The 20534-nt window shown below is 63.9% G+C and carries 17 protein-coding genes, 1 tRNA gene and 2 rRNA genes (1 of these 20 cut by a window edge); 12 read left to right on the top strand and 8 right to left on the bottom strand.

Annotated features, from left to right (window positions below; translation table 11 throughout):
• The 3 genes from EL255_RS19710 to EL255_RS19700 form a co-directional block, all read left to right on the top strand.
• Positions 1 to 1822, top strand: a 23S ribosomal RNA gene (locus EL255_RS19710); it begins 1068 nt to the left of the window's first position.
• Positions 1823 to 1945: 123 nt separating this feature from the next.
• Positions 1946 to 2060: ribosomal RNA gene (gene rrf, locus EL255_RS19705) — 5S ribosomal RNA — on the top strand.
• A 97-nt stretch (positions 2061 to 2157) separates the two neighbouring features.
• Positions 2158 to 2234, top strand: a tRNA-Asp gene (locus EL255_RS19700).
• Positions 2235 to 2355: 121 nt separating this feature from the next.
• Here EL255_RS19700 and EL255_RS19695 read toward each other — a convergent pair.
• Positions 2356 to 2688, bottom strand: coding sequence for a cupin domain-containing protein (locus EL255_RS19695; protein WP_042653433.1), 333 nt, complete (start codon positions 2686 to 2688; stop codon positions 2356 to 2358).
• Positions 2689 to 2902: 214 nt separating this feature from the next.
• Here EL255_RS19695 and EL255_RS19690 point away from each other — a divergent pair, with 214 nt between their 5' ends.
• The 4 genes from EL255_RS19690 to dhaM all read left to right on the top strand — a co-directional run bounded on the left by EL255_RS19690 (position 2903) and on the right by dhaM (position 6928).
• Positions 2903 to 4261: an NCS2 family permease gene (locus tag EL255_RS19690; protein ID WP_042653432.1), complete on the top strand. Its 1359-nt coding sequence runs from the start codon at positions 2903 to 2905 to the stop codon at positions 4259 to 4261.
• 239 nt (positions 4262 to 4500) lie between these two features.
• On the top strand, positions 4501 to 5571 hold the full coding sequence (dhaK, locus tag EL255_RS19685) for a dihydroxyacetone kinase subunit DhaK (RefSeq protein ID WP_042653431.1): 1071 nt from the start codon (positions 4501 to 4503) through the stop codon (positions 5569 to 5571).
• 9 nt (positions 5572 to 5580) lie between these two features.
• Entirely contained in the window at positions 5581 to 6210 is a 630-nt protein-coding gene (dhaL, locus tag EL255_RS19680) for a dihydroxyacetone kinase subunit DhaL (protein WP_042653430.1), read from the top strand.
• Between the two features lies 1 nt (position 6211).
• The gene (gene dhaM / locus EL255_RS19675) at positions 6212 to 6928 is read left to right on the top strand and encodes a dihydroxyacetone kinase phosphoryl donor subunit DhaM (RefSeq protein ID WP_042653429.1); all 717 of its coding nucleotides are present in this window, start codon (positions 6212 to 6214) and stop codon (positions 6926 to 6928) included.
• A gap of 100 nt (positions 6929 to 7028) precedes the next feature.
• Here dhaM and dhaR read toward each other — a convergent pair whose 3' ends face one another.
• Positions 7029 to 8930, bottom strand: a complete 1902-nt coding sequence (gene dhaR / locus EL255_RS19670; RefSeq protein WP_170176035.1) for a dihydroxyacetone kinase operon transcriptional regulator DhaR — start codon at positions 8928 to 8930, stop codon at positions 7029 to 7031.
• Between the two features lie 161 nt (positions 8931 to 9091).
• Positions 9092 to 9991 (bottom strand): LysR substrate-binding domain-containing protein, encoded by a 900-nt coding sequence (locus tag EL255_RS19665; protein WP_042653427.1) that lies wholly within the window; start codon positions 9989 to 9991, stop codon positions 9092 to 9094.
• 142 nt (positions 9992 to 10133) lie between these two features.
• Between EL255_RS19665 and EL255_RS19660 the strand changes: the two genes are divergently transcribed.
• Positions 10134 to 11267: an agmatine deiminase family protein gene (locus tag EL255_RS19660; protein WP_042653426.1), complete on the top strand. Its 1134-nt coding sequence runs from the start codon at positions 10134 to 10136 to the stop codon at positions 11265 to 11267.
• Between the two features lie 67 nt (positions 11268 to 11334).
• Here the strand turns inward: EL255_RS19660 and EL255_RS19655 are convergent, their stop codons facing one another.
• From EL255_RS19655 to EL255_RS19645, 3 genes are all read right to left on the bottom strand, one after another.
• Positions 11335 to 12039 (bottom strand): SDR family oxidoreductase, encoded by a 705-nt coding sequence (locus EL255_RS19655; RefSeq protein WP_042653425.1) that lies wholly within the window; start codon positions 12037 to 12039, stop codon positions 11335 to 11337.
• 204 nt (positions 12040 to 12243) lie between these two features.
• Positions 12244 to 13332, bottom strand: coding sequence for an AI-2E family transporter YdiK (ydiK, locus tag EL255_RS19650; protein ID WP_042653424.1), 1089 nt, complete (start codon positions 13330 to 13332; stop codon positions 12244 to 12246).
• A gap of 10 nt (positions 13333 to 13342) precedes the next feature.
• On the bottom strand, positions 13343 to 14710 hold the full coding sequence (locus EL255_RS19645; protein WP_042653436.1) for a bifunctional NUDIX hydrolase/phosphatase PAP2 family protein: 1368 nt from the start codon (positions 14708 to 14710) through the stop codon (positions 13343 to 13345).
• A gap of 185 nt (positions 14711 to 14895) precedes the next feature.
• Between EL255_RS19645 and EL255_RS19640 the strand changes: the two genes are divergently transcribed.
• Positions 14896 to 15276 carry a hypothetical protein gene (locus EL255_RS19640; protein ID WP_042653423.1) on the top strand — a complete coding sequence of 127 codons (381 nt, stop codon included), beginning with the start codon at positions 14896 to 14898 and terminating at the stop codon, positions 15274 to 15276.
• Positions 15277 to 15356: 80 nt separating this feature from the next.
• On the opposite strand, the gene EL255_RS19635 is transcribed toward EL255_RS19640, so the two are convergent.
• Positions 15357 to 16577 (bottom strand): hypothetical protein, encoded by a 1221-nt coding sequence (locus tag EL255_RS19635; RefSeq protein WP_042653422.1) that lies wholly within the window; start codon positions 16575 to 16577, stop codon positions 15357 to 15359.
• A gap of 223 nt (positions 16578 to 16800) precedes the next feature.
• Here EL255_RS19635 and EL255_RS19630 point away from each other — a divergent pair, with 223 nt between their 5' ends.
• Positions 16801 to 17118, top strand: a complete 318-nt coding sequence (locus EL255_RS19630; RefSeq protein WP_042653421.1) for a YnjH family protein — start codon at positions 16801 to 16803, stop codon at positions 17116 to 17118.
• 302 nt (positions 17119 to 17420) lie between these two features.
• On the opposite strand, the gene EL255_RS19625 is transcribed toward EL255_RS19630, so the two are convergent.
• The gene (locus EL255_RS19625; RefSeq protein ID WP_042653420.1) at positions 17421 to 18866 is read right to left on the bottom strand and encodes a catalase; all 1446 of its coding nucleotides are present in this window, start codon (positions 18864 to 18866) and stop codon (positions 17421 to 17423) included.
• Between the two features lie 163 nt (positions 18867 to 19029).
• On the opposite strand from EL255_RS19625, the gene EL255_RS19620 reads away from it, so the two are divergent.
• Together EL255_RS19620 and EL255_RS19615 are read left to right on the top strand one after the other, a co-directional pair.
• The gene (locus tag EL255_RS19620; RefSeq protein WP_042653419.1) at positions 19030 to 19521 is read left to right on the top strand and encodes a GNAT family N-acetyltransferase; all 492 of its coding nucleotides are present in this window, start codon (positions 19030 to 19032) and stop codon (positions 19519 to 19521) included.
• The gene (locus EL255_RS19615; protein WP_042653418.1) at positions 19518 to 20393 is read left to right on the top strand and encodes an AraC family transcriptional regulator; all 876 of its coding nucleotides are present in this window, start codon (positions 19518 to 19520) and stop codon (positions 20391 to 20393) included. The genes EL255_RS19620 and EL255_RS19615 overlap by 4 nt, the downstream gene beginning before the upstream one ends.
• Positions 20394 to 20534 lie beyond the last annotated feature (141 nt).

Raw genomic sequence — 20534 nt, 5'->3', positions numbered from 1 at the left:
TTTAAAGAAAGCGTAATAGCTCACTAGTCGAGTCGGCCTGCGCGGAAGATGTAACGGGGCTCAAACCAGGCACCGAAGCCGCGGATTCACACTTATGTGTGAGTGGTAGGGGAGCGTTCTGTAAGTCTGCGAAGGTGTATCGAGAGGTATGCTGGAGATATCAGAAGTGCGAATGCTGACGTAAGTAACGATAAAGGGGGTGAAAAGCCTCCTCGCCGGAAGACCAAGGGTTCCTGTCCAACGTTAATCGGGGCAGGGTGAGTCGACCCCTAAGGTGAGGCCGAAAGGCGTAATCGATGGGAAGCAGGTTAATATTCCTGCACGACTTGTAATTGCGATGGGGGGACGGAGAAGGCTAGGTGGGCCAGGCGACGGTTGTCCTGGTGAAAGTGCGTAGGCGGTATCTCTAGGCAAATCCGGAGATGCAACGCTGAGACACGAGACGAAGCCACTACGGTGGTGAAGCCATTGATGCCATGCTTCCAGGAAAAGCCTCTAAGCTTCAGATTACAAGTCATCGTACCCCAAACCGACACAGGTGGTCGGGTAGAGAATACCAAGGCGCTTGAGAGAACTCGGGTGAAGGAACTAGGCAAAATAGAACCGTAACTTCGGGAGAAGGTTCGCTCTTGACAGTGAAGTCCCTTGCGGATGGAGCAGTTGGGAGTCGCAGTGACCAGATGGCTGGGACTGTTTATCAAAAACACAGCACTCTGCAAACACGAAAGTGGACGTATAGGGTGTGACACCTGCCCGGTGCCGGAAGGTTAATTGATGGGGTTAGCGCAAGCGAAGCTCTTGATCGAAGCCCCGGTAAACGGCGGCCGTAACTATAACGGTCCTAAGGTAGCGAAATTCCTTGTCGGGTAAGTTCCGACCTGCACGAATGGTGTAACCATGGCCATGCTGTCTCCACCCGAGACTCAGTGAAATCGAATTCGCCGTGAAGATGCGGTGTACCCGCGGCTAGACGGAAAGACCCCGTGAACCTTTACTACAGCTTGGCACTGAACATTGAACCTACATGTGTAGGATAGGTGGGAGGCTTTGAAGGCGTGACGCCAGTTGCGCTGGAGCCGTCCTTGAAATACCACCCTTGTATGTTTGATGTTCTAACGCAGGTCCCTGAATCGGGATCGCGGACAGTGCCTGGTGGGTAGTTTGACTGGGGCGGTCTCCTCCCAAAGAGTAACGGAGGAGCACGAAGGTTGGCTAATCCTGGTCGGACATCAGGAGGTTAGTGCAATGGCATAAGCCAGCTTAACTGCGAGACGGACAGGTCGAGCAGGTACGAAAGTAGGTCATAGTGATCCGGTGGTTCTGAATGGAAGGGCCATCGCTCAACGGATAAAAGGTACTCCGGGGATAACAGGCTGATACCGCCCAAGAGTTCATATCGACGGCGGTGTTTGGCACCTCGATGTCGGCTCATCACATCCTGGGGCTGAAGTCGGTCCCAAGGGTATGGCTGTTCGCCATTTAAAGTGGTACGCGAGCTGGGTTCAGAACGTCGTGAGACAGTTCGGTCCCTATCTGCCGTGGGCGTTGGATGATTGAAGGGAGTTGCTCCTAGTACGAGAGGACCGGAGTGAACGAACCTCTGGTGTTCGGGTTGTCACGCCAGTGGCACTGCCCGGTAGCTAAGTTCGGAATCGATAACCGCTGAAAGCATCTAAGCGGGAAGCGAGCCCTGAGATGAGTCATCCCTGACCCCTTGAGGGTCCTAAAGGGCCGTTGGAGACCACAACGTTGATAGGTGGGGTGTGTAAGCGCGGCGACGTGTTGAGCTAACCCATACTAATTACCCGTGAGGCTTAACCATACAACACCCAAGAAGTGTTCTGGGCCTTGTAGCAGATGAAGAACTACTTACTTAATTCAGTGATAGTGACCAAGCTAAGCGCTTAGTCGTTATTCACGTCAGCTTTCCGGATGAAGTTTTTTGCCTGGCGGCCATAGCGCCGTGGAACCACCTGATCCCATGCCGAACTCAGAAGTGAAACGCGGTAGCGCCGATGGTAGTGTGGCATTCGCCATGCGAGAGTAGGACACTGCCAGGCACCCAATTAAACAGCGCCGTGCACATCACGACGTTGGCCGAGAGGATGACACCTCATTGAAACGGCAGACAATTTAGCAAAAAGCTAACCAGACAGCGGAGCGGTAGTTCAGTCGGTTAGAATACCGGCCTGTCACGCCGGGGGTCGCGGGTTCGAGTCCCGTCCGCTCCGCCAATGATTAAGAAGCCCAGTCGAAAGACTGGGCTTTTTTCATGTCTGCAATTTGCCAAGCCCCCCCGGTTTCGCCTTTCGGCCGCCTGGCTCGGCGGCCTGTTTGCGCCGCCACCATGGCTCGTCAGTAGAATACGCAGAGCCAGATAGTGGGCGTCTCTGGGTGGGTCCACTCCACCCGGTGTTTCTGGCGGGCGGGAATATTGATGTGATCACCCGGCCCCAGCAGCACCAGCTGCTGTTCATCGGTTTGTGGATCGGAAAACAGCAGGCTGGCCTCGCCCTGCACGATCAGCACCCATTCGTGTTCATCCTGATCGTACCACTCGCCAGGTGCGGTCTGATGCCCCAGGGAGACGATGCGCTCTATCCGCAGATGATTGGTGCTCACCAGATCCTGAAAGAGTTCGGCAGGCAGAGGGGAGGGAATATCGTTCAGCAGATTGCGAGTGTGCATGGGTCATCTCCAGTCTGGCGGAAGGGGTCCTTGCAGTATAGGAGTCTCTTTCTGGCGGATCAGTCCATTCAGGGGATGGCAATGAGTGACGACTGGCACCCTTCTTCTCGACTTTGTGGAAAAAGTCGGAGAAGTCGCTGCAATCTGGGTGAATTCTTGCTATTTTGCGCAGCCATAAAAGCAAACGATTTCCTTCACACTTTTAGGATGAGTTATGGCAACGCAAGATATGGCCGCCCAAGCAGGAAGAGGCAGCTTTTTGGATTCCTATTTTTCCATTTCCGAGCGCGGCAGCAGCGTGCGCCAGGAACTGTTGGCCGGGCTGACCACCTTCCTGGCCATGGTGTACAGCGTCATAGTGGTGCCCAATATGCTGGGTGTCGCGGGCTTTGAGCAGGGGCCGGTATTCGTCGCCACCTGTCTGATCGCCGCCTTTGGCTCCCTGCTGATGGGGCTCTGGGCCCGCCTGCCGATGGCCATCGGCTGCGCCATCTCCCTCACCGCCTTTACCGCCTTCAGCCTGGTGCTGGGGCAGGGGTTGAGTATCCCGGTTGCGCTGGGTGCCATCTTCTGGATGGGGGTGCTGTTTACCCTGATCAGCGTCACCGGTGTGCGCCAGTGGATCCTGGCCAATCTGCCGTCCGGCATAGCCCACGGCACCGGCATCGGTATCGGCCTGTTCCTGCTGCTGATCGCCACCAATGGCGTCGGCATGGTGATCAAGAATGAAGGGGCCGGCCTGCCGGTGCAGCTCGGTGAGGTGACCTCCTTCCCGGTCATCATGACGGTGCTGGGGCTGGCCGCCATCTTCGGGCTGGAGCGTCGCAAGGTGCCGGGCGGCATCCTGATGGTGATAGTCGCCATCTCTGTGCTGGGTCTCTTCTTCGACCCCAAGGTGACCTGGCAGGGCTTCTTCGCCATGCCGAGTCTGACCGGTGAGAAGGGCTCCCTGGTCGGTAGCCTGGATTTGATGGGGGCGCTCAATCCTGTCGTCATCCCGACCGTGTTGGCTCTGGTGATGACGGCCGTGTTCGATGCCACCGGCACCATCCGCGCCGTCGCGGGTCAGGCGGGTCTGGTCAACGATCGTGGCCACATCATCAGTGGCGGCAAGGCTCTGACCGCCGACTCCGTCAGCAGCATGGTGGCCGGTATGGTGGGCGGTGCCCCTGCCGCCGTCTACATCGAATCGGCCGCCGGCACCGCCGCCGGTGGCAAGACCGGCCTGACCGCGGCCCTGGTCGGCGTGCTGTTCCTGTTGATGATCTTCCTCTCCCCGCTGAGCTATCTGGTGCCGGCCTACGCCACAGCACCGGCGCTGATGTACGTCGGCCTGCTGATGCTGGGCAACGTCACCAAGCTGGACTTCAGCGACTCGGTCGATGCGCTGGCGGGCATGCTGTGCGCCGTCTTCATCGTGCTCACCTGCAACATAGTCACCGGCATCATGCTGGGCTTCGTGGCACTGGTGATTGGCCGCCTGTTTGCCGCCGAGTGGAAGAAGCTCAACGTCGGCACCGTCATCATCGCCCTGGCGCTGGTGACCTTCTACGCCGGTGGCTGGGCCATCTAGCCTACCCAGATATTTTCAGATATAGAGAAGGGCCCTGCGGGGCCCTTTTTCATTGCTGTGAGGTGGCTGGCAATTTTCCCCCTGCTTGCCGCATGTCGTTTCAGAGTGAAACGCCGGGCCCGCTCTTTCTGTTTCAGATCCGAACCGAACGGGCCGTCATTTTTATCCCGCACTATCCCGTTAGACTGGCTCCATCAACCATTTGCCCACCCGTGCGGTGGCAAGCCAAGGAGTGAGCCATGAAGAAGCTGATCAATGCCGTCGATGCCGTGGTCCGTGAACAACTGATGGGGATGGCCGCCGCCCACCCCGAGCTCAAGGTCCGTATCGAACCCCACTACATCACCCGTGCCGATTCCCCCGTGCCGGGCAAGGTGGCGCTGGTGTCCGGTGGTGGCAGCGGCCACGAGCCGATGCACGGCGGCCTGGTGGGCAAGGGGATGCTGGATGGCGCCTGCCCCGGCGAGATCTTCACCTCCCCGACTCCGGATCAGATGTACGAGTGCGGTCAGGCGGTCGACGGTGGTGCCGGGGTGCTGTTCCTGGTGAAGAACTACACCGGTGACGTGCTCAACTTCGAGACTGCGGTGGAGTTGCTGCACGGCGACGGCATCCAGGTGGGCTTCTCCCTGATCGATGACGACGTGGCGGTGAAAGACAGCCTCTATACCGCCGGTCGCCGTGGCGTCGCCACCACGGTGCTGTGCGAGAAACTGGTGGGGGCCGCCGCCGAGGCTGGCTATGACCTGGCGCGCTGCGAGGCGCTGGCCCGCCGCATCAACAACCAGAGCCGTACCATAGGCGTGGCCCTGCACGCCTGTACCGTGCCTGCCGCGGGCAAACCCTCCTTCACCCTGGGGGACAACGAGATGGAGTTCGGGGTCGGCATCCACGGTGAACCCGGCATAGCGCGTCGCCCCTTCACCGATCTCGATACCCTGGTGGATGAGATGTTCAGGGAGCTGGCGGACAACAGCCCCTATGGCCGCACCCTGCGCCACTGGGACAGAGCCTCCGGCAGCTGGCAGGAGGAGCACAGCTTCATCGAGCCGCTGAACGAGGGAGACAGGGTCATAGCGCTGATCAACAGCCTGGGGGGCACCCCCTTCTCCGAGCTGTACGGCGTCTATGGCCGACTCGCCACCCTGTGTGAGGAGGCGGGCATCCATCCGGTGCGCAACCTGATCGGCCCCTACTGCACGGCCCTCGACATGACCGGCATCTCCATCACCCTGCTCAAGGTGGATGACGAGCTGATGACCCTGTGGGATGCTCCCGTCAATACCCCCGCCCTGCGTCGCGGCTGCTAAGGAAAGTCTATGTTAAGCAAGCATCAAATCGTCAACTGGCTGCTCGATTGCGAGCACATCTTCACCGAGCAGCGTGACTACCTCACCGCCCTGGATACCGACATCGGCGATGGCGACCATGGTCTCAACATGCAGCGCGGTTTCACCAAGGTGGCCGAGAAGCTGCCCGCGGTGGCGGACAAGGATATCGGACAGGTGTTGAAGACCACCGGCATGACCCTGCTCTCCTCCGTCGGTGGCGCCAGCGGCCCGCTCTACGGCACCTTCTTCATCCGGGCGGCGGCCAGCACGGACGCCTGCCAGAGTCTGACCCTGAGCCAGCTGGGCAAGATGCTGGCCGACGGGGTGGAGGGGATAGTCTCCCGCGGCCGTGCCGAGCCAGGCGACAAGACCATGTGCGATGCCTGGTGGCCGGCGCTGGCGGCCCTGCAGTTGGCGCAGCAGCAGGCGCTGCCGCTGGCCGAGGCGCTGGACAAGGCGGTGGCTGCCGCAGCGGCCGGTACCGAGGCGACCATACAGATGCAGGCCCGCAAGGGGCGCGCCAGCTACCTTGGCGAGCGCAGCATAGGCCATCAGGATGCCGGGGCCACCTCGACCCTGCTGCTGCTGACCGCCCTGCGTGACAGAGCGAGGTTGTAGCATGATCGGCATAGTCGTAGTCTCCCACAGCGCCACCCTGGCGGCTGGATTGCAGGAGCTGGCCGCACAGCTGGGCAGCCCGGCGCGCCTGCTGCTGGCGGCCGGGGTCGATGACCCCGCGCACCCCATCGGCACGGACGCCATCGCCGTGATGAGTGCGATCGAAGAAGCAGACGACGGCAGTGGCGTGCTGGTGTTGATGGATCTCGGCAGCGCCCTGCTGAGCGCCGAGACAGCGCTCGAGCTGCTGCCCCCCGAGCTGAGCGCCAGGGTGCGGCTCTGCCCGGCACCGCTGGTCGAGGGTACCCTGGCCGCCGTGGTGGCGGCAGGTGCCGGTCTGGGTCTGGATGAGGTGGCGGTCGAGGCGCTCGGGGCATTGGGTCCCAAGCAGGCCATGCTGCCCGCCAAAGAGGCTCCGGCAGTGATCGAGACGGCACCGCCGGCCGATGAGGGTTGGCTGCGTTGCGAGGTGGTGGTCGACAACCCCCATGGCCTGCATGTGCGCCCGGCCGCCCGTCTGGTGGCGGCCCTCAAGCCCTTCGCCGCCGAGCTGCGCCTCCTGCGCGGCGACAAGGAGGTCAATCCCCGCAGTCTGACCCGGCTGGCCATGCTCAACGTACGCCAGGGGGACAGGCTCAGCCTGCTGGCGCGGGGGGAGGATGCCGACGCCGCCCTTGCCTGCTTCCGGCAACTGGCCGACGAGCGCTTCGGCGACTGACTCTCACCGCCTATCCTCTTGCTCAGGCCCCGCCACCGCGGGGCCTTTTTTTGCTCTCTCTGCCGGTTGTTACCGGGCCGAATCGCGACTCGAGCCGCCGTCAGCCGTGATAGTCGGCGGGATCCAGACCGATGAGCTTGAGCCGCCGCCAGAGGGTGGTGCGGCTGATGCCCAGCTGCTGCGCCATCAGGCTGACCTGGCCCTTGCAGGCGTGGGCGCAGCGCAGGATGGCCTGGCGCTCCAGCTCTGCCAGGGTGAGCAGCGGCTGTCCCACCACCTCGTCTTCCTGTTGCTGATAGCCGTGACGGATGGCCGCCGGCAGTGCTTCCGGCGGGATCGATTCGCCGTTGCCGTGGAGCAGGGCGTGTTCGACGGCGCTGCGCAGCTCCCCCAGGTTGCCGGGCCAGGGGTAGGCCAGCAGGCAGTCGAGGGCCGCCGGGCTGAACTGGCGGACGGGCTCGCGCCCCTGCGCCGCCAGCTGCTGGCGGATGAGGGCGGGCAAGTCGGCCCCGCGCTCGCGCAGGCTCGGCAGCCACAGCTCGCACCCTTGCAGGGCGTAGAGCAGCTGACGACCGAAGTGCCCCTCCTGCACTCGTTGCTCCAGCGCGGCGCTACTGGTGGCGATGATCCGCACCTTGAGCGGCAGGATGCGGGCCGAGTCGAAGCGCTGGATGCGGCCGGTCTTGAGCAGTTGCAGCAGGGCCGCCTGCATGGGGGCGGGCAGATACTCCACCTGTTCCAGCACTAGCGTGCCGCCGTGGGCCAGCTCGAACTTGCCGGCCCGCTCCTGCCCCGCCTCATCGGAGCCCATCAGCTCCAGCGCCATCCGCTCGCTCGGCAGCGCCTGGCAGTTGAGGGTAATGAGCGGCCCGGCGGCCCGCTCGCTGCCAAAGTGGATGGCCTCCGCCAGCTGCGCCTTGCCCACCTCTTCCTCCCCGCGCAGCAGCATGGGCCCCTGACTGCGGGCCGCCTGGCGGGCGTGGCGCAACAGCTTGCGCATGGCGCTCGACTCCCCCACCAGGGCCGAGAGCTCGGGCACCGTCTGGCGCAGCTGGTGGATGGCCCGCAGCCGATCGACCGGGTGAAGCAGGGCGATAAAGCTGACCCCGTCGGGCCCGGGCAGCGGCTTGAGGCTTATCAGGGCATTGATGAACTCCCCGGAATGCACCCCGAGCCGCTCCAACGTCACCTCCACATGACTGAGCGGCGTCTGCTCCTTGATGGCCAGCTGCAACCGCTGGGGCAGCAGCAGGTGCTGCTCCAGCGGCTGGCCGAGACAGAGCGCCGGATCGAGCCGCAGTCGGTTGGCCGCCAGCGCGTTGAGGTAGCGCAGCCTGCCTTGCGGATCCCAGGCCAGCACGCCGTCATCCATGCCGTCCAGCAAAGCGTAAAGCTCGCTCAGATGGTGCTGGGACTCCTGCATCAGGCGCTCCATCTGCAGCAGATGGGCCAGCTCGCGACCGGCGCTGACGGTGAGCGCCAGATCCCCGACCGTTGCCTCCTCCACCCGGCAGACCAGGGCCATGATGGCGACCTGGCGGCCGTTGCTGTTGTAGACCGGGCTGGCGCAGCTGTGCCAGGGGTGCAGGGTCTGGTTGAAATGCTGGGGGCCGCTGACGCACAGCGGCACTCCCTCCAGCGCCGCCAGATTGATGGCATTGGTGCCGATGCGCCCCTCGCTAAAAAAAGCGCCGGGGCCAAAGCCCAGGGCTTCGAGTTCTGCCAGCGTCTCGCGATGGCCGGTACGGGCCAGCAGACAGCCGCTCTCGTCGGTGAGCAGCAGGGCGCAGGGACGCCCCTCCATGAATTCGTAGAGATCCTCGAGGGCCATCTCGCCTGTGGTGAGCAGGTCCCGCTTGCGCTGGCGCAGGCTCTGCAAGGTCTGCCCCTTGGCACTGTGGGGCGGGTGCCAGAGGGTGGCGCTGGTCTGGTGGGCGCAGCGCAGCCAGGAGGCCTGCAGATAGTCAGGGCAGGGCTGGGGCGGCAGGCGATCAGATGGCAGGGTCACGGCAGTATCCGATAATCGCGCAGCCAGAAGGCATACCCATAGTCAGGCAAGGGCTGGGGTGGCAGACGGTCAGATGGCAGGGTCACATGCAATATCCGGCATAGAGAGAGGCCGACCATTTAACCATGCCCGTCCGCCAGATTCAGTGACCTGCCTCAGAGGGCGGCAATGGCATCTCGATCCCCGCCCGCCGCCCCCTCGGCAAATTGTTGGCCGAGCCAGTGACAGAAGGCGCGGCACTCCGGCATCCCTTCGCTCTCCTGGTGGATAAGCAAGCTCCACTGGGGCCCCTTGACCCTGCAAGCGGAGAGCGGCAGCAACTGCCCCAGCTCCCTGGCCGGTTGGGAGAGCCGTTCGCTCACCAGCGCCACACCGAGCCCGGCGCTTGCCGCCTCCAGCAGCAGGCCGGGATCGGAGAAGTTGAGCCCCCGGGTCTGCAGTTGCAGATCCTCCCCCCCTTTCAACGTCCAGTGGTGCCAGTCCAGCTCTCGCTCACCATGGAGGGTAGTGCGCTGTGCCGCCGGTTGGGCCAGCACGGCAGGCGCGGCCACCGGCAGCAACCTGTCGGCCAGCAGTGGCTGATGGCGACACTCTGCCTGCGGCGCGAGATCCCAGCGCAGGGCGAGATCTATGGTCTGTTCGGCCAGATCGGGCTCTTCGTCGCTGGTGAAGAGCCAGAGATCGATGTCGGGGTGCTGGCGATGAAACGCCCCCAGTCGGGGCAGCAGCCAGTAGCGGGCGATGGCGGTGCTGGTGTTGAGCACCAGCTGGTTCGGCTTGCGGTACTGCTCGAGGCGCTGGATCCCCACCGCCAGTTGCAGCAGCACGCTCTGGGTTGTCTCCAGCAGATCCTGCCCCGCATCGGTCAGGGCGACCGAGCGCCCCTGCCGGTGAAACAGCGGCTGGCCGAGCAGCTCCTCCAGGGAGCGGATCTGCTGGCTGATGGCGGACTGGGTGAGGTGCAGCTCCTGCGCCGCCTGATGAAAACTGCCGAGGCGAGCCGCCGCCTCGAAGCCCCGCAGCACGTTGAGCGGGGGCCAGTGTTTGAACATCATTGATTAGCTCCGCTTATCACTATTATCGAAAATCGATCGTTTGTCCGCAATCATAGCGGCGGCTAGTCTATTACCCAGCGTGATCTGATTAACAGCGCTTGTCATTCATATCCTGTTTTTGTCGTCAATCCGGAGTCGTCCCATGCCATCCCGACGCAATGTATTGAAACAATTGGCCGCCATCGGCGCCTTGGCCGGGCTGGGCAGCCTGCCACGGGCACAGGCTGCCAATGTGACTACCCCTACTGACCCCCTGGCCACTGCCGTTGGCCGTTACCAGATGCCGGACGAGGCCGCCCCTCAGACTCGGGTCTGGGTTTCCTTTGGCGCGAGCGCCGATATCTGGGGGCGAGATTACAGGGAGGTGCAGGCCACCATAGGACGGCTGGTGCAGGCCATGGCGTCCTACACCGAGGTGAACGTGCTCTGCCGTGAAGAGGAGGAGGCGCTGGCCCGGCAGCTCTGTGGCGAGCACAACACCCGTTTCATCCCGGCCGAGCTGGACGACATCTGGCTGCGGGATACCGGCGGCGTCTTCGTGCAGGACGAGCAGGGGGAGCTCGCGCTGGTGGACTTCAACTTCAACGGCTGGGGCGACAAGCAGGCGCATGGGCAGGATGCCAGGGTCGCCTCCCTGGTGAGCCGGCAGGCGGACGCCCGCTATCTGCAGAGCAAGCTGATCGGCGAGGGCGGGGGCATAGAGGTGGATGGCAATGGCACCGCCATCCTGACCGAGAGCAGCTGGCTCAACAGCAACCGCAACCCAGGTCTGACCAAGGCGCAGCTGGAGGCCGAGCTCAAGGCCAACCTGGGGCTGCGCAAGATCATCTGGCTGCCAGGCATCAAGGGCCGTGACATCACCGATGCCCACGTCGACTTCTACGCCCGCTTCGTGCGTCCCGGCGTGGTGGTGATCAACATGGACAACGACCCTGACTCCTACGACTACAAGGTGACCCGTCAGCACCTGGCCATACTGCAGCAGGCCACCGATGCCGATGGCAACAAGCTGGCGCTGCATCCACTGCCGCCCCCGCTGGGCGGGCGGGACAACCGCTTCAGCCGCAGCCGGGACTTTGCCGCCGGCTACATCAACTACCTGCCGATCAACGGGGCCGTCATAGTGCCGGAGTTCGGCGACCAGGCGGCCGACCGCCATTGCCAGGATCTGCTGGCCCGCCTCTACCCGGGCCGCAAGGTGGTGCAGGTCAACATAGATCCGGTGGCCGCTGGTGGTGGCGGCATTCACTGCATCACCCTGCATCAGCCGGCCTGAAGGCGGCCCCGACAGTTGCATGGGGCCAGCAGGGCCTCGTGCAACCCTAAGCCCTCACCCCGAGGCTTCAGATCCCCGTCATGCCCAGCTCATCGAGCTGCACATGGGCGGGTTGACGCAGGGTGTAGAGCACGGCCTCGGCCAGATCCTCGACCTGCAGCCAGCCGGGCTTGCGCTCGCTGGGGCAGGCCGGTGGTGGCACCTGCACCAGGCCGGGGCAGAGGCTGTGCACCCGTATGCCCTGCTGCTGGACCTCTTCCCGCAGCGCCTTGGCAAACCCCAGGACGGCAAACTTGGCGGCGCAATAGACGTTGGCCCTGGCATAGCCGTGCTTGGCGGCCTGGGAGGCGATGTTGATGATGGTGCCGTGCTGGTGGGCCAGCATGTCCGGCAGGCAGGCCTGGGTCAGCAGGAAGGTGCCCTTGGCGCAGGTGTTCATCACCCTGTCCCATTCCGACTCCGGCAGGTCCTGCACCAGATAGTCGCTGCCGACCCCGCTGTTGTTGATGAGCAGGTCGATGGGGCCGAGTCGTGCCCTGGCCTCGGCATGGCGGGCCCGCACCTGGGCGCTGTCGCAGAGATCCAACGCCAGGGGCAGGACTCTCACCCCATGCTGTGCGCTGAGCCTTGCCGCTTCCTGCTCCAGCAGGGCCTGGCGACGGGAGACCAGTATCAGTTCGACCCCCTGAGCGGCCAGTGCCTCGGCGATGGCCAGCCCTATGCCGCTCGCGCCACCGCTGATCAGGGCGCGTTTTGCTCTCAGTTCGTTCATGTCGTCTTCCTCCAGGATGAGCAGGCATTGTGGCGGGAGGCACGGGTGGAGGGTAGGGGGCAAAGGGTGGTGGCTCGAACCCTGGTTCGGATTTTGGCGAGCCGATTCGAACTTTGGTTCTATGGGGTCATGAGGCCGGCGAGTGCACTCGGTACTTTGCTTAAAAAAACACGCCGCCCAGGGGGCGGCGTCTTCATGCGGGGGTCAGTCCGCCCTGGGCGGCACGGGCGCCTCTATGGCGACGGGCTGATCCTCTTCCTTGATCCAGGCATCCAGCAGGGTGTAGGCCACCGCCAGCACCACCGGGCCGATGAACAGGCCTATGATGCCCATGGCCAGCAGGCCGCCGATGACGCCGACCAGGATCAGGATGAGCGGCAGGTCGGCGCCGCGCTTGATGAGGAAGGGGCGCAGGAAGTTGTCCATGGTGCCCGCCAGCAGTGACCAGACCAGCAGGAAGGTGCCCCAGGTGGTATCGCCGCTCCAGAAGAGGTAGCCGACGCTGGCCAGCAGCACCGGGAAGGGGCCGATCTGGGCCACGATCAGCAGGAACATCAGCACCACCAGGATCATGGTGTAGGGGATGCCGGCAATCAGCAGCCCCAGGCCGGCCACCGACGACTGTACCAGGGCGGTCACCACCACCCCCATGGCGACGGCCCGGATGGCCTGGGAGGCGAGGACGACGGCGTTGTCGCCACGCGGGCCCGCCAGCCGATGGGCGAAGCGGCGAATGCCGTCGGCGGCCTTCTCCCCCGAGTGGTAGAGCAGGCCACAGATGGCCACCGTCAGCAGGAAGTGGACCAGCAACAGGCCGAGATTGCCCGCCTGGGAGGCGAGCCAGCGCGCGGTCTGGCCGAAATAGGGGGTCAGCTTGGTGAACAGCACCTGACCGCCGCTCGCCAGGATCTGCTGCCAGAACTCATACAGCTTGCCGCCGACCAGCGGGAACTGTTGCAACCAGAGCAGCGCGGGGGGCGGGGAATGGCTGATGCGGGTGCCCAGCTCGATCAGCATGGGGGCCTTCTCCGCCACATTGGCCAGCGCCATGAACAGCGGGATGACGAACATCAACAGCAGGATGCAGCTCATCAGCAGGGCCGCCAGGGCGCGCTTGCCCCACAGCAGCCGCTGCGCCATCTGCATCAGCGGCCAGGTGGCGATGGTGATCATGGTGGCCCACACCAGAGCGGGCAGGAAGGGGCGCAGCACCATGAAGCACGAGATGATGAGCAGGCTGAGAAACAGCAGGCCCAGGGTGATCTTGGCCAAATCCACTTTTTTCATATGTATTGCTTTCCCTTTAACGAGGGGTTGGGCCCCGGCGAGCGGAGCCAGTATTCATGACAGTCAGCAGCCACCAGAGGCCGGCGCTCAGCCAGAGCCCCAGGCAGCCATAGAGTAACCCTTGTCCGGCCAGGATCAGCAGGGAGCTGCTGGTGAGCATCGGCAGGGCGAGCAGGCCCCCACCGATGAGGAGCCCCCCCGTCAGGGCCAGCAGCACGCAGCCGATGGCGGGAACCGGGTTTCGTTCGAGTGGTAGCAGATTACCCGATACCAGCCCCAGCGTGAACATGGCGAGTCCGGCCAGGGCGCTGGACTGGGTCAGCCAGCCCGCCAGCAGGCTGATCAGGATCAGCAGGCCCCAGCAGGCATGGCGCCTCGCCAGCGCCGCCAGCGGCGAGCGCAGGGCCAGCAGCAGGGCGCCGAGGCCAAGACCGGCCACCACATCCGAGAGGAAGTGCACCCCGAGCCAGATGCGGGCCAGCCCCGCCAGCGCGGCCAGCAGCAGGGCCAGCGCCATGCCATGCCAGGCCTTGAGGGATGGCAGCGCGCTCAGCACCAGACCCCAGAACAGCAGGGTCGAGGCGGCGTGACCACTGGGCATGCCGAAGCCCTGAGCGCTGCGTTGGCCGAGTTCGGGTTGCAGATGGAAGGGCCTGGGCCAGCCGATCCCCTCCTTGAGCAGCTGCACCAGCAGGGTGAGCAGCACCATGGCGAACAGCAGCCGGTAGAGCCGCGGCCAGCCCAGCAGCGGTAGCAACAGGCAGAGCAGCGCCAGCTGGACGGGGGCGGCCCCGAGCAGGTTGCTGGCCTCCAGCCAGGGCGCGTCCGGCCCCAGCCACCGCTGCAGGCGCTGGATCAGCGGCAGCTCGGCCCTGTGCAGGGCGCTCCCCCCGGCGCTGAAGTCGGGCAACCACTGCACCTGGCTGTCGGCCACCTGCGCCAGCCTGGGGACTAGCCAGTCGAGTTGCGTCGGGAAGCGACGCTGGTCATGGGGGAGTGAGGCCGGCTCGATCAGCCTGGCGTTGAGGATCTCGCCGCCGAGGTTGGGGGCCCGCAGCAGGGAGACAAAAGCCGATCCGTGCTGGGCCTGGATGGGAGTCAGTGTCTGGCAGGCGAACAGCATGGCCCGTTGCCACTGTCCCAGCTCCCCGGTGATCCGGCCGCGCAGCCCCGTCTCCTCGAACAGCTCCCGCAGGGCCGCCTGGGCCGGGGTCTCGCCCGCATCTATATAGCCCCCGCTCAGGCTGTAGCGATCGGAGATCCTGTCCTGCACCAGCAGCAGCGCCTGTTGATGCTTGATCACGCAGGCGGCGGCGCTGGGGGCGGCCTGGGCGCCGAACAGCGGGAAGAGCAACAGGAGCAGCAAACAGCAGGTTCGGATCATGGTGGCCGACGGGTGGGGATGAATGGCGGTAAGCCTCACAGAAATCAGATACTTGGGCAATGATTTCCTGCCATATATGGCCTGGTTTGAACCCGCTCCGGGCGGACAAGGATTGCCGTGCGCCGAGGCAGTCCCTAGTATTGGCAGCTATTGTTCTTTTCATTCAACACTTCTTGGGGCCTTCCATGAGACAGATTGGTTTTTTCTTAGGGGTAGCCATCGGCGTCATTCTGATACTGTTCGGTAGCATCGTCATCTTCCAGGCCCTGCCCGCCGCCCTGGACGTGCTGGAGATGCCGAGCCGCATCCCGTTCGTGCGCGAGGTCTACACCTGGCTGATGACCAGTGCCAACGGCCTCACCAGTCAACTGGAGCAGAACTTCCTGGAAGCGTTCCAGACGGTGCTCAAGCTGATACTGCTCATCACCTTCATGTGGGTCTGCGTCAAGCTGGTCAACATGGGGGTGTTGATCATCCGGGCCGGGGTCGACCTTATCCGCACCGCCATCGAGCACAGTGAAGACAAGGTGGTCAAGCCCACCGAGCAGGATCGCCATCTCCCCTGATCCGCCGAGGCAGTGTAGACAAGCAACAGGCCACCCTAGGGTGGCCTGTTGGCATTGTGGGGCTGGCGTGCCGTGGGTGCTCAGTTGAGCAGCTTCTCCAGCTCGGCTTCGGCATCGGCCCTGGCCTGCTCGCTCTGCTGCGTGGTCCCCTTGTCAGCCGGTGCCGCGCTGGCGGCACCGGCCGTTGGCTTGGCAGCCTCGGTCAAGGCCTTGCTGGCCTGCTGCTGCGTGGTGGTAGCGGCACTGACCGCCGGCTTGGCGGAATCGGTCACGGACTGATTGGCCTGTTGCAGGGTGCTGGTGGCACTCTTGCTGGCCTGTAGCTGCACTGTGTTGGTGGTGCTGCTCACCGCCTGGGTGGCGGTATCGGTCAGGGCTTTGCTGGCCTGTTGCTGTACCGTGTTGGTCGCGCCACTCACCGCCTGGGTGGCGGTATCGGTCAGGGCCTTGTTAGCTTGTTGCTGCACCGCATTGGTGGTGCCGCTCATTGCCTGGGTGGCGGTATCGGTCAGGGTCTTGCTGGCCTGCTTCTGCACCGCATTGGTGGTGCCGCTCATTGCCTGCTTGGCTGAATCGGTCACGGCCTGATTGGCCTGTTGCAGGGGGCTGGTGGCACTCTTGCTGACTTGCTGCTGCACAGTACCGGTAGCGCTGCTCACCGCCTGGGTGGTGGCGTCGGTCAGGGCCTTGTTGGCCTGTTGCTGCACTGCGTTGGTGGCACCGCCGACCGCCTGTTTGGCTGAATTCGTCACGGCCTGGGTCGCACCCTGTTGCATGGCGCCCACCACATTGCCCAGCAGGGAACCGCTCGAACCGGTCAACACCTTGCCGACGTCACCGAGGGCGGTGGCCTGGCTCTGCCATCCCTGCATCGCACTTGGCCAGCTCGGGGTCGCGGCGGTCAGGTTTTCACCGAACACCTGGGTCGCGCCATCGCTCTTCTGCAGCATGACGGAGAGCTGGTTGGTATCGGCGTTCCACACCATGCCAGCCTGCTTGGCGATATCCGGCACCGGGGCGTAGCGGGAGACGACGTAGAACAGCGGACCCTCCTGCTGCAACTCGTTGGCCGTCTTGAGCAGTTGCATGGTGTTGTCGTAATTCGGCCCCAGCATGGCGGTCATCCTGTCCTTGATCAGCGGCTGCTCGAACAGGTTGACTTCGTTCGGATCGAAACCGACCAGCGGCTTGAGCAGCGCCCACATCAACTGGCTGGTGGGGCTCATCAGCAGCAGGGGGGCAACGCAGGCGGACAACATCAGACTCAGGCAGGTAGCCTGCAGCAACGGCATGATACGCATTGACAACATATCCAAGTAATTATTTGATTAATAAGGGTATATATTGCCATATCCCGACAATATCACCTGAACTGGAGCGCCGCTTCCTGGCGGGATGCGGCGGTCGCTGGCAGGCTACCATATTGCCCCCGGAATGCCAGATGAGCCGATATTTATTGGTCAAGTCGGCGACAATGATGGTCGCTTTAGTGGATCTCCCCCTCGTCGTCACAGGTTTCATCTCATGCTCAGAACCGCGTTTTATCTGTTTGCCCTGACGGGTCTCACCCCCGTGCTCGCCGCTCCGGCCGCCAACTCCCTCAGCCATGGGGTGGGGGCGGAGCTGGTGTTGCCGCTTGGCGCCTTGCCGGAGCGGGTCTGCTGGTATCAGGATCAAAAATACTCCCTCGGTGCCCGCATCCAGCAGGGTGACGGCTGGCTGGAGTGCGGCCCGCAAAACGCGCAGGAGAGCAACGGTCCCCTGGCCTGGCGCGAGCCTGTGGTGCGCCTGCCCGCCGCCGAAGGGGCCGCCAATAGAGAGACGATCAGCGTGGGCCAGTGAGGCTTTTCTTGATCCAGCTACAGACATGGAAGTGATCTCTGTCGCATAATGCGGCTCTTTCTTCTCTTGGCTGGGACCTAAGAAATGGCTCGTCGCTCTTCCAATATGCAACGTCGTCGCAGTAGTTGGTGGTACAAACGCCTGTTGGTACGGGAACGGGCAGAGCGCGAAGCGCGTTCCGTTCGGGATTGAAACAGCATCGGTAAACGGAGCCTCAGGGCTCCGTTTTTTTATTCATCAAATATCTATGCTGCAAAAAAGGGGGCCTGATGGCCCCCCTTTTTGTATTGCGTGCCAGCGGCCTAGCGCTGCAGGGCGGCCAGCGCCAGCTCGACCCGCTTGGCGTATTCCGGATCGGCCTGCTCCAGGTGCCTGAGCTGGACCGCGACTATGGCGTCGTCCTCCACATTGATGAGGGAGCGCGCCAGGTTGGCGGCGAGGCGCGAGCGTTGCCCCTCGTCCATGAGGCGGAACAGCTGGCCCGGCTGGCTGTAGTAGTCGCTGTCGTAGTCGCGGAAGTCGTAGTGCAGGGCGGCCCCTTCCAGGCTCAGCGCCGGCTCGTGCTGCTCGCTCGGCTGCTGGGTGCCGAAGCGGTTCGGCTGGTAGTTCGGGCTGGCGCCGCCGTTGCCGTCGCTGCGCATGGCACCATCGCGATGGGCGCCGCTGAACGGGCAGCGGGGGGCGTTGACCGGCAGCAGGCCATGGTTGACCCCGAGGCGGTAGCGCTGGGTATCGCCATAGGAGAACAGCCGACCCTGCAGCATGCGATCCGGCGAGAAGCCGATGCCGGGCACCACGTTGGCCGGGGTGAAGGCGGCCTGCTCCACGTGGGCGAAGTAGTTGTCCGGGTTCTGGTTCAGCTCCAGCACCCCGACCGGGATCAGCGGGTAGTCGCCGTGGGGCCACACCCTGGTGAGATCGAAGGGGTGGATGTGGTAGCTGTGGGCCTCCGCCTCCGGCATCACCTGCACATAGACCTTCCAGCGCGGGAAGTCGCCCCGCTCGATGGCGTTGTAGAGATCCGCCTGGCTGCTCTCCCTATCCTGGCCGACCACGGTGGCGGCCTCTTCATCCGTGTAGAAGCTGTGACCCTGCTCGCTCTTGAAGTGGAACTTGACCCAGGAGCGCTCGTTGGCGTCGTTGATGAAGCTGAAGGTGTGGCTGCCGTAGCCGTTCATCTCCCGCAGGCTCTTGGGGATGCCGCGATCGCTGAACAAGATGGTGACCTGGTGCAGGGACTCCGGGTGACGGGACCAGAAATCCCAGGCGGCGGTGGCGCTGCGCAGGTTGGTGCGCGGATCCCGCTTCTGGGTGTGGATGAAGTCCGGGAACTTGAGCGGATCGCGGATGAAGAAGACAGGGGTGTTGTTGCCCACCAGATCCCAGTTGCCCTGCTCGGTGTAAAACTTCAAGGCGAAGCCGCGCACGTCGCGCTCGGCATCGGCGGCGCCCTTCTCCCCCGCCACTGTGGAGAAGCGCAGGAACACCGGGGTCTGCTTGCCGACGCTGTTGAACAGATCGGCCTTGCTGAACCGGCCGATGTCGTGGGTCAGGGTAAAGGTGCCGTAGGCGCCGGAGCCCTTAGCGTGAACCACCCGCTCCGGGATCCGCTCCCGATCGAAATGCGCCAGCTTCTCCATCAACCAGATGTCTTGCATCAGCACCGGACCACGGGGGCCGGCGGTGAGGCTGTTGTTGTTGTCGACGACGGGGGCGCCATTGGCGCTATGCAGGCTCTTGTCAGTCATGGGGCATCTCCTTGTGATGAGGCGCCCACTCTAGGAGATATGCCTGTCCCCGGGCCAATAGGCCTTTTATAACTCTTTGATAGGTATCCCGAATGATGACAGTTGTGGATGCATGCGGCGCCGTCTTTAGGCAAGATAAGAGCTCATCAGGGAGGAGACGAAAATGCACGAAATCCACATCCGTCAGGCGGAGACCGGCGATGCGCAGGGGCTGCGGGATCTCTATGCCATGCCAAAGGCTCAGGCAGGCACGCTGCAGATGCCCTATCCGACCCTGGCCATGTGGCAGCAACGGCTGGCGGAGCGTAGCGGCTACGGCCTGGTGGCCATAGTGGATGAGCTGCTGGTCGGCGATCTGGGGCTCTGGCTCGAGCCGAATCCACGTCGTCGCCATGTGGCTTCTTTTGGCATGGGGGTACGGGATGACTGGGCCGGCCGCGGCGTGGGCTCGGCCCTGCTGGGGGCGGCGGTGGATCTGGCGGACAACTGGCTCAACCTGCAGCGGCTCGAGCTGACCGTCTACAGCGACAATGCCCCCGCCATCGCGCTCTATCGCAAGTTCGGCTTCGAGCAGGAGGGCTGCGCGCCCGCCTATGCGTTTCGCCAGGGGCGCTTCGTGGATGCGCTCCATATGGGGAGAGTACGCGTAGCATGATCGACTATCGTGCCCGCCTGCGGCCCGCCATCCGGGCGCTGGAGCAGGATCCCGAGCTGAGCCTGACCGAGGTGGCGGCCCTGGCCTGCCTCTCCTGCTACCACTTTCACCGGATCTTCACCGCCGTCACCGGCGAGTCCCCCGGCGAGATGCAGCGCCGGCTGCGGCTGGAGCGGGCCGCGGTGGCGCTGCGTTACGGCCAGGCGCCGGTGACCAGCGTGGCCCTGGCGGCGGGCTTCGCCAGCTCCCAGGCCTTCGCCAAGGCGTTTCGCAAGCAGTTTGCCATGACCCCGGGTGAGGTACGCAGCCACCCGGAGCGGCTGCCAAACAGCAAAATCGGACACCTAGAGAGCAAGCATGGACACGCATCCGAGCCGGCCGCCGGTCATGATGAGGGGGTGTCAAACGAGAGGAGTTTCAGGATGAAAACCGAACAGATGAGTGGCCGCACCCTGGCCTATATTCGCGTCACCGGCCCCTATGGTGAGGGCTATGGCCCCGTCTGCCAGCGGCTCTATCAGTGGGCGGCGGCGCGCGGGCTGGCGGAGTCGGAGTGGATCTTCATCTACCACGACAACCCCGAGGTGACGGCGCCGGCCCTGTGCCGCACCGATATCGGGGTGACGGTGCCGGCGGGCACATCGACCCAGGGGGAGGTGGAGACCCAGCTCATCCCGGCCGGCCGCTATGCCCAGTCCCGCTACCTCATCACGGATCGCAGCCAGTACGGCGTGCTGTGGCAGGAGCACATCGGCGAGGTGGTGGCCGCCGGGCTGGAGTTCAGCGATGGCCCCTGCTTCGAGCTCTATCACAGCATGAGTGACGATCCCCTGCGCGACGACGTCAGCTTCTGCTCCAGCGTCAGGGGCTAGACCGCTCCCGACAGCAACGAGGCGCCCACGGGCGCCTCGTTGCATTCAGGACTGGCTGGGCATCTTGTCCCGGCGGGACTTCCACCACCAGCGCAGCCTGATCTGGGAGATGAGCATACCTGCCAGCATCAGGCTGCAACC

This window comes from Aeromonas encheleia, assembly GCF_900637545.1.
GTDB classification, from domain to species: Bacteria; Pseudomonadota; Gammaproteobacteria; order Enterobacterales; family Aeromonadaceae; genus Aeromonas; species Aeromonas encheleia.
This window is presented reverse-complemented; position numbering and strand designations above follow the sequence as displayed.

Coding starts and splice junctions, on each gene's coding strand:
- EL255_RS19690 (WP_042653432.1), top strand. CDS start 2,903: ATGGCAACGCAAGATATGGCCGCCCAAGCAGGAAGAGGCAGCTTTTTG.
- EL255_RS19645 (WP_042653436.1), bottom strand. CDS start 14,710: ATGATCCGAACCTGCTGTTTGCTGCTCCTGTTGCTCTTCCCGCTGTTC.
- dhaM (WP_042653429.1), top strand. CDS start 6,212: ATGATCGGCATAGTCGTAGTCTCCCACAGCGCCACCCTGGCGGCTGGA.
- EL255_RS19625 (WP_042653420.1), bottom strand. CDS start 18,866: ATGACTGACAAGAGCCTGCATAGCGCCAATGGCGCCCCCGTCGTCGAC.
- dhaL (WP_042653430.1), top strand. CDS start 5,581: ATGTTAAGCAAGCATCAAATCGTCAACTGGCTGCTCGATTGCGAGCAC.
- EL255_RS19635 (WP_042653422.1), bottom strand. CDS start 16,577: ATGCGTATCATGCCGTTGCTGCAGGCTACCTGCCTGAGTCTGATGTTG.
- EL255_RS19620 (WP_042653419.1), top strand. CDS start 19,030: ATGCACGAAATCCACATCCGTCAGGCGGAGACCGGCGATGCGCAGGGG.
- EL255_RS19655 (WP_042653425.1), bottom strand. CDS start 12,039: ATGAACGAACTGAGAGCAAAACGCGCCCTGATCAGCGGTGGCGCGAGC.
- EL255_RS19695 (WP_042653433.1), bottom strand. CDS start 2,688: ATGCACACTCGCAATCTGCTGAACGATATTCCCTCCCCTCTGCCTGCC.
- EL255_RS19660 (WP_042653426.1), top strand. CDS start 10,134: ATGCCATCCCGACGCAATGTATTGAAACAATTGGCCGCCATCGGCGCC.
- EL255_RS19615 (WP_042653418.1), top strand. CDS start 19,518: ATGATCGACTATCGTGCCCGCCTGCGGCCCGCCATCCGGGCGCTGGAG.
- EL255_RS19640 (WP_042653423.1), top strand. CDS start 14,896: ATGAGACAGATTGGTTTTTTCTTAGGGGTAGCCATCGGCGTCATTCTG.
- EL255_RS19665 (WP_042653427.1), bottom strand. CDS start 9,991: ATGATGTTCAAACACTGGCCCCCGCTCAACGTGCTGCGGGGCTTCGAG.
- dhaK (WP_042653431.1), top strand. CDS start 4,501: ATGAAGAAGCTGATCAATGCCGTCGATGCCGTGGTCCGTGAACAACTG.
- EL255_RS19630 (WP_042653421.1), top strand. CDS start 16,801: ATGCTCAGAACCGCGTTTTATCTGTTTGCCCTGACGGGTCTCACCCCC.